15 protein-coding genes are annotated in these 15,700 nt (G+C 60.6%); 10 read left to right on the top strand and 5 right to left on the bottom strand.

The genetic code is table 11. The features are described 5' to 3' along the window. The 10 genes from ACYPYQ_RS00170 to ubiB all read left to right on the top strand — a co-directional run bounded on the left by ACYPYQ_RS00170 (window position 1) and on the right by ubiB (window position 9,678). Window positions 1–561 carry a YqgE/AlgH family protein gene (locus ACYPYQ_RS00170; protein ID WP_459717498.1) on the top strand — a complete coding sequence of 187 codons (561 nt, stop codon included), beginning with the start codon at window positions 1–3 and terminating at the stop codon, window positions 559–561. After that, window positions 554–1,012 (top strand): Holliday junction resolvase RuvX, encoded by a 459-nt coding sequence (ruvX, locus tag ACYPYQ_RS00165; RefSeq protein ID WP_459717495.1) that lies wholly within the window; start codon window positions 554–556, stop codon window positions 1,010–1,012. The genes ACYPYQ_RS00170 and ruvX overlap by 8 nt, the downstream gene beginning before the upstream one ends. After that, window positions 1,009–1,959 (top strand): aspartate carbamoyltransferase catalytic subunit, encoded by a 951-nt coding sequence (locus ACYPYQ_RS00160; protein WP_459717492.1) that lies wholly within the window; start codon window positions 1,009–1,011, stop codon window positions 1,957–1,959. Before ruvX ends, ACYPYQ_RS00160 begins: the two co-directional genes overlap by 4 nt. A gap of 2 nt (window positions 1,960–1,961) precedes the next feature. Continuing rightward, entirely contained in the window at window positions 1,962–3,236 is a 1,275-nt protein-coding gene (locus tag ACYPYQ_RS00155) for a dihydroorotase (protein WP_459717489.1), read from the top strand. A gap of 39 nt (window positions 3,237–3,275) precedes the next feature. After that, the gene (locus ACYPYQ_RS00150; protein WP_459717486.1) at window positions 3,276–5,315 is read left to right on the top strand and encodes a M3 family metallopeptidase; all 2,040 of its coding nucleotides are present in this window, start codon (window positions 3,276–3,278) and stop codon (window positions 5,313–5,315) included. A 12-nt stretch (window positions 5,316–5,327) separates the two neighbouring features. Further along, window positions 5,328–5,819, top strand: coding sequence for a glutaredoxin family protein (locus tag ACYPYQ_RS00145; RefSeq protein WP_459717482.1), 492 nt, complete (start codon window positions 5,328–5,330; stop codon window positions 5,817–5,819). Then, a complete protein-coding gene (gene xth / locus ACYPYQ_RS00140; protein WP_459717475.1) occupies window positions 5,816–6,574 on the top strand; it encodes an exodeoxyribonuclease III in 759 nt (252 codons plus the stop codon). The genes ACYPYQ_RS00145 and xth overlap by 4 nt, the downstream gene beginning before the upstream one ends. After that, the gene (locus ACYPYQ_RS00135) at window positions 6,571–7,194 is read left to right on the top strand and encodes an RluA family pseudouridine synthase (RefSeq protein ID WP_459717471.1); all 624 of its coding nucleotides are present in this window, start codon (window positions 6,571–6,573) and stop codon (window positions 7,192–7,194) included. The genes xth and ACYPYQ_RS00135 overlap by 4 nt, the downstream gene beginning before the upstream one ends. Window positions 7,195–7,253: 59 nt before the next feature. Then, entirely contained in the window at window positions 7,254–8,093 is an 840-nt protein-coding gene (locus ACYPYQ_RS00130; protein ID WP_459717468.1) for a Tim44 domain-containing protein, read from the top strand. Window positions 8,094–8,154: 61 nt separating this feature from the next. Beyond that, complete coding sequence (gene ubiB, locus ACYPYQ_RS00125; protein ID WP_459717464.1) at window positions 8,155–9,678, top strand: ubiquinone biosynthesis regulatory protein kinase UbiB; 1,524 nt, start codon at window positions 8,155–8,157, stop codon at window positions 9,676–9,678. On the opposite strand, the gene ACYPYQ_RS00120 is transcribed toward ubiB, so the two are convergent. From ACYPYQ_RS00120 to atpD, 5 genes are all read right to left on the bottom strand, one after another. Then, on the bottom strand, window positions 9,675–10,439 hold the full coding sequence (locus tag ACYPYQ_RS00120) for a ParA family protein (RefSeq protein WP_459717460.1): 765 nt from the start codon (window positions 10,437–10,439) through the stop codon (window positions 9,675–9,677). The genes ubiB and ACYPYQ_RS00120 overlap by 4 nt on opposite strands. A 95-nt stretch (window positions 10,440–10,534) precedes the next feature. After that, on the bottom strand, window positions 10,535–12,358 hold the full coding sequence (gene glmS / locus ACYPYQ_RS00115; RefSeq protein ID WP_459717457.1) for a glutamine--fructose-6-phosphate transaminase (isomerizing): 1,824 nt from the start codon (window positions 12,356–12,358) through the stop codon (window positions 10,535–10,537). Window position 12,359: 1 nt separating this feature from the next. After that, window positions 12,360–13,724, bottom strand: coding sequence for a bifunctional UDP-N-acetylglucosamine diphosphorylase/glucosamine-1-phosphate N-acetyltransferase GlmU (gene glmU, locus ACYPYQ_RS00110; RefSeq protein ID WP_459717454.1), 1,365 nt, complete (start codon window positions 13,722–13,724; stop codon window positions 12,360–12,362). Between the two features lie 92 nt (window positions 13,725–13,816). Beyond that, window positions 13,817–14,242, bottom strand: coding sequence for a F0F1 ATP synthase subunit epsilon (locus ACYPYQ_RS00105; RefSeq protein WP_459717449.1), 426 nt, complete (start codon window positions 14,240–14,242; stop codon window positions 13,817–13,819). A gap of 15 nt (window positions 14,243–14,257) precedes the next feature. After that, window positions 14,258–15,679: a F0F1 ATP synthase subunit beta gene (gene atpD / locus ACYPYQ_RS00100; protein ID WP_459717446.1), complete on the bottom strand. Its 1,422-nt coding sequence runs from the start codon at window positions 15,677–15,679 to the stop codon at window positions 14,258–14,260. Window positions 15,680–15,700 lie beyond the last annotated feature (21 nt).

Below are 15,700 nucleotides of genomic sequence, written 5' to 3'. Positions count from 1 at the left end.
ATGTCCGACATCGACCTCACCAACCACTTCCTGATCGCCATGCCGGCGATGACCGATCCGTTCTTCGCCAAATCGCTCACCTACGTGTGCGAACATAATGAGGAAGGCGCGATGGGCATCGTCGTCAACCGGCCGATCAGCCTGACGCTGAGCGAGCTGTTCGCGCAGATCAACATGCCGCTCACCCAACCCGGGCTGGAGGACATGGCGGTGCATTTCGGCGGCCCGGTGCAGACCGACCGCGGCTTCGTGTTGCATGACACAGGGGAAGCGTGGCAATCCACTTTGAAAGTGAACGATCAGGTCAGCCTCACCACCTCCAAGGACATCCTGCAGGCGGTCGGTGAGGGTCGCGGCCCCAAGCACCTGCTGGTGACGCTGGGCTACGCCGGCTGGTCGGAAGGCCAGCTGGAACAGGAGATCGCCGATAACGCCTGGCTATCGGTCCCCGCGACCGAGCACATCCTGTTCGATCTGCCGGCCGAAGAACGCCTGCCGGCCGCGATGAAGCTGCTGGGCGTGGATTACGCGACCCTGTCGGATGAAGCCGGCCATGCCTGAGGGCGTGACCATCGCTTTCCCTTCCGGCACCCTGCTCGCTTTCGATTTTGGCACCCGCCGCATCGGTATCGCCGTGGGCAACACCATCTCCGCCACTGCCAATCCGCTCGCCACCATCGATGACGAACGCAACGAGGTGCGCTTCTCCACCATCGGCGCGCTGATCCATGAATGGCAACCAGCTGCACTGGTGGTCGGCCTGCCCTGCAACGACGACGGCAGTCCGCACGAGCTGACCGCGCTCTGTCGCCGCTTCGCCAACCGCCTCAAAGGGCGTTTCAATCTGCCCACCTTGCTGGTGGATGAGCGGTATACTTCTGCCGCCGCAAGTTCGGCCCTGGACGAGCGTGGCATACATGGCCGGAAGCAGAAACCCCTGCTTGACCAATATGCCGCGCAACAGATACTGCAAGCGTATTTCGATGAACCCAGCTCAGGGATCCCTGCATGAATAATCCTCAGTTGAACAAGAACGGTGAACTGCAGCACCTGCTGTCCACCGAAGGCTTGCCCGCGCGCATCCTGCGCGACATCCTCGACCGCGCCGGCGAGTTCGTGAACCCGAACGGTGCCAGTGAAGTACGCAAGGTACCGTTGCTGCACGGCAAGTCGGTGTTCAACATCTTCTTCGAGAACAGCACGCGCACCCGCACCACGTTCGAGATCGCGGCCAAGCGCCTGTCAGCCGACGTGGTTAACCTCAACATCGGCTCCTCCTCCACCAGCAAGGGCGAGACCCTGCTCGATACCGTGGACAACCTGTGTGCGATGCATGCCGACATGTTCGTGGTGCGCCATTCCACCAGCGGCGCGGCACACCTGATCGCCAAGCATGTCGCGCCGGACATCCACGTGATCAACGCCGGCGACGGGCGCCATGCACACCCGACGCAGGCGCTGCTGGACATGTTCACCATCCGCCACTACAAGAAGGAGTTCCACAACCTGACCGTGGCCATCGTCGGTGACGTGCTGCATTCGCGCGTGGCGCGCTCGCAGATCCACGCGCTGACCACGCTGGGCGTGCCGGAAGTGCGCGTGATCGCACCCAAGACGCTGCTGCCCACCCACGTCGACAAGCTGGGGGTGCGCGTCTTCCATGACATGCAGGAAGGGTTGAAGGGCGTGGATGTGGTGATGATGCTGCGCCTGCAGAACGAGCGCATGCAGGGGGCGCTGCTGCCTTCGGCGCAGGAGTATTTCAAGTATTACGGCCTGACCCAGGAGCGACTGGCGCTGGCCAAGGACGACGCCATCGTGATGCACCCCGGCCCGATGAACCGCGGTGTGGAGATCGACTCCAGCGTGGCCGACGGCTCGCAGGCGGTGATCCTGCCGCAGGTGACCTTCGGCATCGCGGTGCGCATGGCGGTGATGAGCATACTGGCGGGGAATTGAACATGGACATCCAGATCAAGAGCGGTCGCCTGATCGATCCGCAGAACGGCCTCGATGCGCAACGCGACCTGTACATCAGCGAAGGGCGCATCGTCGGTATCGGTGATGCACCCAAGGGTTTCAAGGCGGAACAGGTGATCGATGCACAAGGCCTGGTGGTGATGCCTGGCTTGGTCGATGTCGCCGCGCGCCTGCGCGAGCCCGGTTATGAATACAAGGCCACGCTTGAATCGGAAATGGCGGCAGCCGTCGCCGGCGGCGTGACCTCGCTCGCCTGCCCGCCCGACACCGATCCGCCGTTGGACGAGCCGGGCCTGGTGGAGATGCTCAAGCACCGTGCGCGTAACCTCAACCAGTGCCGCGTGTTCCCCATCGGCGCGCTGACCTATGGACTCAAGGGCGCGGAACTGACCGAGATGGCCGAGCTGACCGAAGCCGGCTGCAAAGCCTTCAGCCAGGCGGATGCGCCGCTGACCGACACCCGCGTGCTGTTGCGCGCGATGCAATACGCTGCCACTTTCGGTTACCGCGTATGGTTGCGCCCGCAGGACAGCTTCCTGGCCAAGAACGGCGTCGCACATGACGGGGAAGTCGCCACCCGCCTCGGATTGCCACCCATCCCCGTAGCTGCGGAGACCATCGCCCTGTCCACGGCCTTGCAGCTGGCCCGCGAGACCGGTGTCACCCTGCACATCTGCCGCCTTTCCAGTGCTGCGGGCGTGGACATGGTGCGCGCCGCCAAGCTGGAAGGCCTGAACGTCACTTGCGACGTGTCGATGAACCATGTGCACCTGACCGAGATGGATATCGGCTTCTTCGATGCCAACTGCCACCTGATGCCGCCGCTGCGCAGCCAGCGCGACCGCGCTGCTTTGCGCGCCGGTCTGCTGGATGGCACCATCGATGCCATCTGCTCCAACCATTCCCCGGTGGACGACGACGCCAAGCTGCTGCCGTTCGCCGAGGCGGAAGCGGGGGCGACCGGGCTGGAGCTGCTGCTGTCGCTGGTACTGAAATGGGCCGAGCAGGAGAACGTACCGCTGCTGCATGCTCTGTCGCGCATCAGCATCAACCCGGCGCAGCTGCTGGGCCAGAAGATGGGACACCTGTCTCAGGGCGCGCATGCCGACATCTGCATCTTCGACCCCGAAGCCCGCTGGCGCGTGGCACCGGCAGCATTGAAGAGCCAAGGCAAGAACACGCCGTTCAACGGCTACGAGATGCAAGGCCGCGTGCGCTACACGCTGCTCGACGGCCAGATCGTATTCCAGCAATGACACGCGCCCAGCCGGGCGCGGCCTTAACCCAGGAACATCATGGATAACCCTTTACTCGATTTCTCAGGACTGCCCCATTTCGCCGACATCTGCCCCGAGCATGTCGCACCCGCCATCGACCAGTTACTGGCCGAGAACCGTGCGCTGATCGCACGCCAGTTGGCTGATGGCGTGCCGCCCACCTGGGACGCATTCGTGCGCCCGATGGAGGATGCCAACGAGCGGCTGTCGCGTGCCTGGGGGCCGGTGGGCCACCTTAACGCGGTGATGAACTCGCCCGAGCTGCGCGAGGCCTATAACAGCACCCTGCCCAGGATCACCCAGTATTACGCCGAGCTGGGCCAGAACCAGGCTCTGTACGAGAAGTACAAAGCGTTGCGCGCCAGCGCTGCGTTCGAGTCCCTCAGTCCGGCACGCAAGCAGGTGATCGAACATGAATTGCGCGACTTCCGCTTGGGCGGCGCGGAACTGCCGCAGGACAAAAAGTCGCGCTACATGCAGGTGCAGGAGCGCCTGAGCGAACTGTCCTCACGCTTCTCCGACAACCTGCTGGATGCGACCAATGCCTTTACGCTGGTGATCGAACAGCGCGGGGAACTATCCGGCCTGCCCGAGGACGTGCTGCAGACCGCGCGCGAAGCGGCCGAGGCGGCCGGCAAGAGCGGCTGGCTGTTCACTCTGAAAGCGCCTTCATACTTGCCGGTGATGCAGTTCGCCGACAACCGCGCATTGCGCGAACAGATGTACCGTGCCTATGCCACGCGCGCGTCCGAGTTCGGCAACCACGACTGGGACAATTCGCCGCTGATGGACGAGATCGTGTTGTTGCGTGCGGAGGAGGCCGAGTTGCTCGGCTTTGCCAACTACGGCGAACTGTCGCTGGCAGCCAAGATGGCGGAGACGCCGCAGCAGGTGGTGGAGTTCTCGCGCGAGCTGGCGCATCGCGCGCGCCCGTTCGCGGAGAAGGATCTGGCCGAACTGCGCGAGTTCGCGCACAACGAGCTGGGCCTGCAGGAACTCCATTCCTGGGATGTGGCCTATGCCAGCGAGAAGCTGCGCGAGCGGCGCTATGCTTTCTCCGAGCAGGAGGTAAAGCAGTATTTCCCCGAGGACGCGGTGCTGGGCGGCATGTTCCGCGTGGTGGAGACCTTGTATGGCCTGCGCATCACCCCGGCTCAAGCCCCGGTGTGGCACGACACTGTACGTTTCTTCGATATCCGCGACGACCAGGGCGATCTGGTCGGCCAGTTCTATCTCGACCTGTATGCGCGCGCCAGCAAGCGCGGCGGTGCCTGGATGGATGACGTGATCACGCGGCGCCGTCTGGCGGATGGCCGTATCCAGACCCCGGTGGCCTACCTCAACTGCAACTTCTCCGCGCCGGTGGGAAATAAACCTGCACTGTTCACCCACGATGAGGTACAGACCCTGTTCCACGAGTTCGGCCACGGGCTGCACCATCTGCTGACCGAGGTGGAGGAACTGGGTGTGTCCGGCATCAACGGCGTGGAATGGGATGCGGTGGAACTGCCCAGTCAATTCATGGAGAACTTCTGCTGGGAGTGGGACGTACTGCGCAACATGACGCGCCACGTGGAAAACGGCGAACCGCTGCCGCGCGCCCTGTTCGACAAGATGCTGGCGGCGAAGAATTTCCAGAGCGGCCTGGCGACATTGCGCCAGATCGAGTTCGGCCTGTTCGACATGCTGATGCACAGCAGCTTCCAGCCCGGCGGTGCGAAATCCATCCTGCAGCTGCTGGACGAGGTGCGCGCCGAGGTCGCGGTGCTGCTCCCGCCCGAGTTCAACCGCTTCCCACAGAGCTTCTCGCACATCTTCTCCGGCGGCTATGCGGCCGGCTACTACAGCTACAAGTGGGCCGAGGTGCTGTCGGCCGACGCCTACAGCCTGTTCGAGGAGCATGGGGTGTTGAACCCCGAGATCGGTAGCCGCTTCCGTAGCGAGATCCTGTCCATCGGCGGTGCGCGCCCGGCGATGCAATCGTTCACGGCCTTCCGCGGACGCGCGCCCTCGATCGACGCGCTGTTGCGGCATAATGGGCTGGTCGAGACTGAATAGCAGGAGTTCGCCATGCGTTTCTTTCTTCTCTTCGCACTGTGTTGCGGTCTTACCGTCACTGCGCATGCTGAGCTATACCGTTCCGTGGATAGTCAGGGCAAGGTACATTACAGCGACCGTCCGCTGGCGGGTACCGATGACGTCGAGCGATTGAAGCAGGACACGCCGCCCACGCCGGATGACAGCCTGCCCTATGAGACGCAGCGCGCCCGCAACAACTTTCCCGTGACTTTGTTCGTCGCCGCCAACTGTGGTGCGCCCTGTGATGAAGCCCGTGCTTTCCTGTACAAACGAGGCATCCCTTACACCGAACAGAATCTGGATACCGCCGAAAAGGTGGAGGCCTATCGTCAGGAGAACGAGGGGCTGGAGATCCCCGCGCTCACGGTAGGCAGCACGCGCCTCAAGGGTTTCCTCGATAGCGCCTGGCACAAGGAGCTGGATCTCGCCGGTTACCCCAAGACCGCACCTTATCGTCCGCACCAGGAGCAACCTGCGCGATGAAGATCGCTACCTGGAACGTCAATTCGCTCAAGGTGCGACTACCGCACCTGCTGGATTGGCAGACAGCATCGCCTGTGGATGTGTTGTGCCTGCAGGAGACCAAGACAGAAGACGCGAACTTCCCTTTGGCCGAGCTTGAGGCGGCAGGCTTCCACTGCGTCTACAGCGGCCAGAAGACTTACAACGGTGTCGCCATCCTCAGTCGCGAACTGGCCAGCGATGTACAAGTCGGCATCCCGGGCTTCAACGACGAGCAAAAACGCGTGATCGCCGCGACCATCGCCGGTGTGCGTTTCGTCTGTGTCTACATTCCCAACGGTCAGGAGGTGGGGTCGGACAAGTACGCGTACAAACTGCGCTGGCTCGCCGCCCTGCATGACTGGCTCAAGGACGAGATGCAGAAGCATCCACGGCTGGCGCTGCTCGGCGACTACAACATCACCCCGGATGACCGGGACGTGTACGATCCGGTCGCGTGGAAGGACAAGGTGCTGTGCAGTGCGCCTGAACGCGAGGCGTTCCAGGAGCTGCTTGCGCTCGGCCTGCGCGATGCCTTCCGCCAGCATGAATCCGGCGAGAAACTCTATTCATGGTGGGATTACCGCATGATGGCCTTCCGCCGCAACATGGGCATGCGCATCGACCACATCCTGATCAGCGCAGCGCTGCAATGCGGCTCGTGCCACATCGACAAAGCCCCGCGCAAACTGGAACGCCCTTCCGACCACACCCCCGTGGTGGCTGACGTCGCTTGAACGATCCCGCAGTCGAATTGCTGTTCGCGGATGACCACTTGCTGGTGGCCGTCAAACCTTCCGGGTTGTTGTCGGTCCCAGGGCGCGGGCCTGATAAACAGGATTGTCTGTCGGCCCGTGTACGGGTTCATTTCCCGGATGCGCTTGTCGTCCACAGGTTGGATATGGCGACATCTGGCTTGATGTTGTTTGCGCGGGGGGTCGCGATGCAGCGCACCTTGTCTTTGATGTTCCAGCGGCGCACGGTCGACAAACGTTACATCGCCGTGTGTGCAGGTACATTGCAACCACCACAGGGCGAGATAGATCTGCCCATCGCACCCGACTGGCCGAACCGACCCCTGCAGCGCATCGATGCCGAAAATGGCAAGTCCTCGCTCACGCGTTATCGCCTGCTGCAACAAGAGAGCGATCGGTCACGCGTCGAGCTGGAGCCGGTCACGGGGCGCTCCCACCAATTGCGTTTGCACCTTGCTTCCATCGGTCACCCCATCCTGGGCGATGCACTGTACGGCGATGAGCATAGTGCACCGCGCCTGTTGCTGCATGCCTGCGCCTTGCGCTTTACCCATCCCGCAAGTGGGGAATCACTGGCATTCGAGCATATGCCATCGTTCTGAAATCGCCCTTTGCTGCGTTATACTGCGCGCCCTGTTCGATCTCGATTTTAAGGATGCAAATGAAACGTTTCGCTGTTGCCCTGACTTTGCTGTTTTCAAGCCTGTCCCTGATCTCCACCGGTGCCGAAGCCAAGCGCCTCGGAGGAGGCGTCAACCTCGGCAAGCAGCGCACCATGAGTGCGCCGCAGAAACAGGCTGCACCCGCGCCGACCCAGGCCGCCCCTGCCCAAGCTGCCGGCACCCCCGCTAAGCAAGGCAACAAGTGGCTGGGACCGCTGGCCGGTATCGCGGCCGGTCTCGGTCTGGCGGCGCTGTTCTCCCACCTCGGACTGGGTGAGGGTATGGGTATGTTGCTGATGATCGTCCTGCTGGCAGTCGGCGCTTTCTTCCTGTTCTCGATGCTGCGCAAGAAGCCGCAGCCGGCCATGCAGTACGCCGCGGCCGGACGTGACTATGCGGCCACCGCACAAGCCGCGCCTGCCACCACCCAGGTTTCAGCCGATACAGCCCCGCACCGTGCCGCAAACATCCCCGCCGATTTTCCCGTGGAGAGTTTCCTGCGCAGCGCCAGGATGTCTTTCATCCGCCTGCAGGCAGCCAACGACCGCAAGGACCTGAACGACATCCGCGAGTACACCACCCCCGAGATGTTCGCCGAGATCAGCATGCAGTTGCAGGAGCGCGGTGATGCACCGCAGCAGACCGATGTCGGCTTCGTGAATGCCGAACTGCTGGAAGTGGTGACCGAGAACGATCTCGCCATCGCCAGCGTGCGCCTCTCCGGCCAGCTGCGCGAGAACAACGGTGCACCGGAGCACTTCGAGGAAGTCTGGCATGTGCAGAAAGACCTCAAGGACGAAGCTTCCGTATGGCTGCTGGCCGGAATTCAGCAGAATTGAGTGTGAACTGAAGTAGACTTACGGGCACGGCACTTTGGCCGTGCCCTTTTCATTTCTAGCGATGCGTTTCTTTCGACTGCTAAAGATCTGCTACATCGTCCTGCGCTTCGGGCTGGACGAATTCCTGCTGGCGCATGAACGCACCAGCTGGCTGTTGCGTCCGCTCAACCTGCTGCTGTTCTTCCGGGACAACAAGCGCCCGCGCGGATTGCGGCTAAGGCTGGCACTGGAGGCTCTGGGCCCCATCTTCGTAAAGTTCGGCCAGTTGTTGTCGACCCGTCGCGATCTGTTACCGACCGATATCGCGGACGAACTCGCCTCCCTGCAGGATCAGGTTCCACCCTTTCCTTCTGCCATGGCCGTGTCCTTGCTGGAATCCGCTTTCGGCAGACCTTTGCAGGAGGTATTCGCCAGTTTCGACCAGCTGCCCGTCGCCAGCGCGTCTGTCGCGCAGGTCCATTTCGCCGTGCTGCCGGATGGGCGCGAGGTTGCCGTGAAGGTGTTGCGACCCGGTATCCAGCAAGTCATCGAACATGACCTTGCTCTGCTCGACATCGCCGCCTCGCTCATCGAACGCCTGTGGGAAGACGGCAAGCGTCTGAAGCCAAAAGAGGTCGTCGCCGAATTCGAGAAGACGCTGCATGACGAACTGGATCTGATGCGCGAGGCGGCCAATGCCAGCCAGCTTCGGCGCAATTTCATCGATGCCAGCCTGCTGCTGGTCCCCGAGGTCTACTGGGACTGGTGCAGCGAGCGGGTGATGGTGATGCAGCGCATGCAGGGCATCCCCGTCAGTCAGATCTCCACCCTGCGCGAGGCCGGTATCGACATCCCCAAGCTCGCCAGCGATGGTGTCGAGATCTTCTATACCCAGGTTTTCCGTGACGGTTTCTTCCACGCCGACATGCATCCCGGCAACATCCTGGTGGCACGGGATGGCCGTTATGTTGCGCTGGATTTCGGCATCATGGGTACGCTGACCGACAACGACAAGCATTATCTGGCGCACAACTTCATCGCTTTCTTCAACCGTGATTACCGGCGTGTGGCCGAGTTGCATATCGAATCCGGCTGGGCGCCTGCCAGCACACGCATCGACGAGTTCGAAGCCGCGATCCGGGCCGTGTGCGAGCCTATCTTCGACAAGCCGCTGCGCGAGGTCTCGTTCGGCCGCATCCTGTTGCGACTGTTCCAGACTTCACGCCGCTTCGGTATCCAGATACAGCCGCAATTGGTGTTGCTGCAGAAGACGCTGTTGAACATCGAAGGACTGGGGCTGCAACTCGATCCCGAGCTCGATCTGTGGAAGACGGCCAAGCCGTGGCTGGAGCGCTGGATGAGCGAGCAGATAGGATGGCGGGGATTCCTGCAGACGCTCAAGCGCGAGACACCCCGTTTCGCTACCCTTATCCCCGAGTTGCCGCGGCTGATCCATCAGCGTCTGAAGCAGGAGCCTTATGAGCACGCGGCTCCCCTGTTGCTGGAACTGGTCGCGCAGCAGCGGGTACGGAATGGCTGGCTGTCCCTGATCGCGGTCCTGCTTGCATCCGGTCTGGCACTGGCCGTCTATTCACGCTTCGGCTAGATGAAGCCGGTTTCGGTCAGCTCCTTGGCCAGCGCCCTGTAATCTGCCGCACCCGGACTGTTCGGCGCGTAGGCGAACACATCCAGACCGTGCATGGGGCTGGTAGCCAGCGCCACCGTCTCGCCGATGCGCGTCTTGCACACCAGGTCACCGTAGCGCTGCTTGAGCTTCTCGTAGATATCGAATGAGAGTTTGCGACGCGAATCGAAACGCGTCACGACGATGCGACGCTCGAATGTCCTTTGCAGTTTCTTTTCCAGCACGTTCAATGCACTGTCCAGCCTGTGCACACCGTGCTGCGACAGGAAATCGGGCGACACCGGTATCAGCACCTTGTCCGCCGCCAGCAGGGCGTTCAGCGTCAGCACACCGAGCATGGGACAGCAATCTATCATGATCGGTGCGCCTGTCAGCGCCAGTTCCTCGGCCAATCCCTGTTTCAGTTTCTTGGCTGCCTGCGGGTCGTTTCCGTACATGGCATCGATCTTGGAGAGTTCCAGTGTCGCGGGTATCAGCTGCCAGCCTGCGGGCGTCTCGTATAGTAGTTTGGCCAACGGCGTACCATCCCTGAAGAAGGATACGATGCTGTCGCGCTGGGTCGTGCCGTGGCGCAGGCCTGATGCCAGACTCAGGTGTCCCTGCGGATCCATGTCCAACGCGATCGGGTTGCGCTGGGCAAGCGACAATGCCGCCGTCAGATTGAGGCAGGTTGTGGTCTTGCCTACTCCACCCTTCTGATTGAATACGGCGATCGTCGCCATGCGTGCTTTTCTCCGGTGTAGCGGGAGGCCGGAATCACTGTATCGTCATAGGAATCCATAGCTTTTCCTGCGCCATGCTCCCTTCTTCGACTGCGTCATTCCACCGTTACGGATTTGGCGAGGTTCCTAGGCTTATCCACATCCGTTCCCTTTTGCAGTGCTACGTAATATGCCAACAGTTGCAAAGGGGCAGTGTGCAGAATAGGGCTGAGAAAGCCCGCGTGTTCCGGCATTTGCAGGATGTGTATGCCGGCACTTGAATGTATGTGGGTATCTGCATCGGCGAAGACAAACAACTCTCCCCCGCGCGCACGGACTTCCTGCAGGTTAGATTTGAGTTTTTCCAGCAGTGCGTCATTGGGTGCAACCGATACTACAGGCATGTCCTTGTCCACCAGTGCCAGTGGGCCGTGTTTCAGCTCGCCGGCCGGATAGGCTTCGGCATGGATATAGGAGATCTCCTTTAGTTTGAGCGCGCCTTCAGCAGCGATCGGATAGTGCATGCCGCGCCCGAGGAACAGTGCGTGATGTTTGTCCGCAAAATGCGCGGCGATCTCTGCAATCTGAGGTTCCAGTTCCAGCACCTTCTGCATGGCGGTGGGGAGATGACGCAATTCATGCAGGAATTGTTGTTCTCGCGTCTCGTCCAGACGGCCGCGCACTTTCGCCATCACCAGCGTGAGCAGGAACAATCCTGCCAACTGGGTGGTGAAAGCCTTGGTGGAGGCCACTCCGATCTCCGGACCTGCGCGCGTCAGCAAACGCAGTTTCGATTGGCGGATGATCGCGCTTTCCGGCACGTTGCAGATTGCCAGTGTGTAACTGTGGCCGGTAGCTTTCGCATGATTGAGCGCGGCCAATGTGTCGGCGGTCTCTCCCGACTGAGAGATGGTCACCACCAGTGTCTTTGGGTTAGGAACACTGGTGCGGTAGCGGTATTCGCTGGCGATCTCGACATTGCACGGGATACCGGCGACCTCCTCCAGCCAGTAGCGCGCGACCTGGCCCGCATGGTTGCTGGTACCGCAGGCGAGGATGAGGATGTTGTCGACATGAGGGAAGATGTCGTTCGCTTCTGCCCCAAAGATCCCCGGCACCAGCGACTGGCTGTTGCACACAGATTCCAGTGTATTGGCCAGCGCCTGCGGTTGCTCGTGGATCTCCTTCTGCATGTAATGCTGGTATTTCCCGAGCTCTACGCTGTCATTATCCAGTTCGCTGACATGCATCTGTCGTTGTACGCGCACGCCGGCCATATCGAAAATGCGGAAGCTGTCTGCTTTTATTTCGACCACATCGCCTTCTTCCAGATACACAACGTTCCTTGTGACCTGCAGCAGGGCCGACATGTCTGAACCTACAAAGTGTTCTCCCTCTCCTACACCAAGCAGTAGCGGACTACCCTTTCTAGCCGCGACCATCAGGTGCGGGTTGTCAGCAGCGATGACCCCGATCGCGTAGGCACCGACCAGTTGCGTCAAGGCCATCTGTGTCGCAACCAGCAAACTTCCTTGGGCATAATGGCTATGGATCAGGTGAGCGATCACTTCGGTATCGGTATCCGAGGTGAATTCATAGCCTTGGGCGGATAGTTCCGCCTTCAGTTCTTCGTAATTCTCGATGATGCCGTTATGTACTACGGCAATCAGTTCGCGACTCATGTGAGGATGGGCATTGCGTTCGCTCGGTTTTCCGTGCGTGGCCCAGCGTGTATGGGCGATGCCGACCTCGCCTGAGGTATTCGCACTTTTTTGACCCAGTTCGGCCACGCGCCCGGCACTGCGTACCCGCTCCAGCTTCCCTTCATGCACCACGACCAGCCCAGCTGAATCGTAGCCCCGGTATTCGAGTCGCAGCAATCCATTCACCAGGACCGGGACGATGTTGCGTTTTGCGACTGCTCCGACGATACCGCACATGTTATTTCATTCCTTTCACTGGACGCTGCCAACCGGCAATCGTGACCTGTTTGCTGCGCGAGAGAGTAAGCTCCCCTGCAGGGGTGTCTTTGGTGATGGTGGATCCTGCCCCTATGGTAGCGCCCTTGCCTACCGTTACAGGTGCGACGAGCTGCGTGTCTGAGCCGATGAAGGCATCGTCTTCGATGATGGTTCGGAATTTGTTCGCGCCGTCGTAGTTGCAAGTGATGGTACCCGCGCCGATATTGACGCGGCTGCCCACGGTGCTATCTCCGATATAGCTCAGGTGGTTGGCCTTGCTGCCTTTGCCGATCTCGCTGTTCTTGATCTCGGTGAAGTTACCGACATGCGCTTCGTCCTGAAGTTTGGTGCCGGGCCGCAAACGGGCATATGGCCCAAGCTGGCAGTTGGCGCCGACCTCGCTCTGGTCGATGTGGGTATAAGGAGCGACCTGCGTACCGCTGCCGATGCTGGCACTACGGATGACGCTGTAGGCGCCAACCTTCACGCGGTCGCCCAGCATGACCTTGCCCTCGAAGATGCAGCCGACATCGATCTCGACATCGCGTCCGCAGTTCAATTCCCCGCGCACATCCAGCCGTGCCGGATCGGCCAGCGTGACGCCCTGCGCCATCAGCTTGCCCGCGACATCCTGTTGCCTGATACGTTCCAGCGCAGCGAGCTGGGTCTTGTTGTTGATGCCTTCGACTTCCCAGCGTTGTTCTGGTTGCACGGTATGCACCGACACACCCTGCTGCACGGCCATCGCGACGATATCGGTCAGGTAGTACTCACCCTGCGCATTGTTGTTTCCCAGCTTGCTCAACCATTCGCGCAGCTTCGTGGTCGGGGCGAGCATGATGCCGGTGTTCACTTCTGAAATCTCCAGTTCCTCCGCCGACGCATCCTTTTGCTCGACGATACTCAGTACATCGCCTTGTGGATCACGCACAATGCGACCGTAGCCTGTCGGGTCGTCAAGATCTACGGTAAGCAGAACAAGTCCATTCCCTGCTTGTTGCATCTGGTGCAACGTGCTGTGCTGGATCAGCGGCACATCCCCGTACAGTATCAACGTTCGGCTATCGTCATTCAGGTGCGGCATGGCTTGCTGCACTGCGTGGCCTGTACCGAGTTGCGGCTCCTGCAACACGAATCTGTCTGCGTACCTCTGCATCGCCTGCGGTACTGCCTCTCCGCCATGCCCATACACGACACAGATCTGTTCCGGTTGTAGAGAAATTGCGCATTCGAGCACATGCTGAACCAGTGGCTTGCCAGCCAATGCATGCAGCACCTTGGGCTTATCGGAGAACATGCGTGTGCCTTTACCGGCAGCAAGGATGATGATGTTCAAGGCGGTCATAACGTTATGTTCTTCATGGATTCGCGAGTATATCTTTCGGACAACAAAAAAGCAGCCGAAGCTGCTTCTTTGTCGTTACTGATACCAGAGTCCTAGTGCGTATGCTTGCGCATCTGCTGAATAGCTCGCAACTGCGCAATCGCTTCTGCCAGTTCTGCCTGGGCAGCTGCATAGTCGATATCAGAAGTGCGGTTCTTCATGGCCTCTTCAGCCGCCTGCTTGGCTTCCAGTGCACGTGCCTCATCCAGATCGGTGCCGCGGATAGCGGTATCGGCAAGGATGGTGACTACACTGGGCTGCACTTCCAGCATGCCGCCGGACACATAGATCAACTCTTCCTGCTCCTGGTCCGGACGCTTGATGCGTACAGCACCAGGTTTGATGCGAGTCATCAGGGCTGTGTGGCGAGGGTAGATACCCAATTCGCCCATCTCGCCCGGTACTACGACGACTTCAGCCAGTCCGGAGAAGATCTGCTCCTCCGCACTCACCACGTCTACATGTACGGTCATTGCCATGGTTATCCCCACTAATTATTGCAGTGTCTTGGCCTTTTCGACCGCTTCTTCGATGCCGCCAACCATGTAGAACGCTTGCTCCGGCAGATGATCGTACTCGCCATTGACGATGCCCTTGAAACCTTTGATGGTGTCTTTCAGGGTCACATACTTGCCTGGTGCGCCGGTGAACACTTCCGCAACGTGGAAAGGCTGGGACAGGAAACGCTGGATCTTGCGGGCGCGTGCCACAGCCAGCTTGTCTTCCGGTGCCAGTTCGTCCATACCCAGAATCGCGATGATGTCGCGCAATTCCTTGTACCGCTGCAGGGTCTGCTGCACGCTGCGGGCCACGGAGTAGTGCTCTTCGCCCACGACCAGCGGGTCGAGCTGGCGGGAAGTGGAGTCCAGCGGATCGACGGCGGGGTAGATACCCAGCGAGGCGATGTCACGGGACAACACAACGGTGGAGTCCAGGTGCAAGAAGGTGGTCGCAGGAGACGGGTCGGTCAAGTCATCCGCAGGAACGTAAACGGCCTGGATGGAAGTGATCGAGCCTACCTTGGTCGAAGTGATACGCTCTTGCAGGCGGCCCATCTCTTCGGCCAGTGTCGGTTGGTAACCCACGGCAGAAGGCATACGGCCCAGCAGCGCGGACACTTCGGTACCGGCCAGTGTGTAGCGGTAGATGTTGTCCACGAAGAACAGGATGTCGCGGCCTTCGTCACGGAACTTCTCGGCCATGGTCAGACCGGACAGCGCGACGCGCAGACGGTTGCCGGGCGGCTCGTTCATCTGGCCGAACACCATCGCGACCTTGGACTTGCTGAAGTCTTCCTTGTCGATAACACCCGCGTCGGACATCTCGTGGTAGAAGTCGTTACCTTCGCGAGTACGCTCACCCACACCGGCGAACACGGACAGACCCGCGTGTTGCTTGGCGATGTTGTTGATCAGCTCCAGCATGTTCACGGTCTTGCCCACGCCAGCGCCGCCGAACAGGCCGACCTTACCGCCCTTGGCGAACGGACAAACCAGGTCGATCACCTTGATGCCGGTTTCCAGCAGGTCAACGGAAGGAGACAGTTCGTCGAACTTCGGTGCAGTTTGGTGAATGGAGCGTTTTTCGTCGCTCTTGATCGGACCGACTTCGTCGATCGGGCGGCCCAGCACGTCCATGATGCGGCCCAGAGTGCCGGTACCGACAGGCACCTGGATCGGGTTGCCGGTTGCTGTCACGGCCATGCCGCGACGCAGGCCGTCGGAAGAACCCATCGCAATGGTACGAACAACACCGTCGCCCAGTTGCTGCTCGACCTCGAAGGTCAGTCCAACTTCGGCAGTGGAGTTACCTGCATCCGCCAGCGTCAAGGCCTCATACACCTTGGGCATTTGGTCGCGCGGAAATTCGATGTCCACCACGGCACCGATACACTGAACAATCTTTCCTTGACTCATTTTAAGATTCCCCGTCTAAAT

Source organism: Sideroxyarcus sp. TK5, assembly GCF_054601595.1.
The sequence above is the reverse complement of the archived record's forward strand: the minus strand, read 5'-3'. Positions and strand labels throughout refer to the sequence as shown.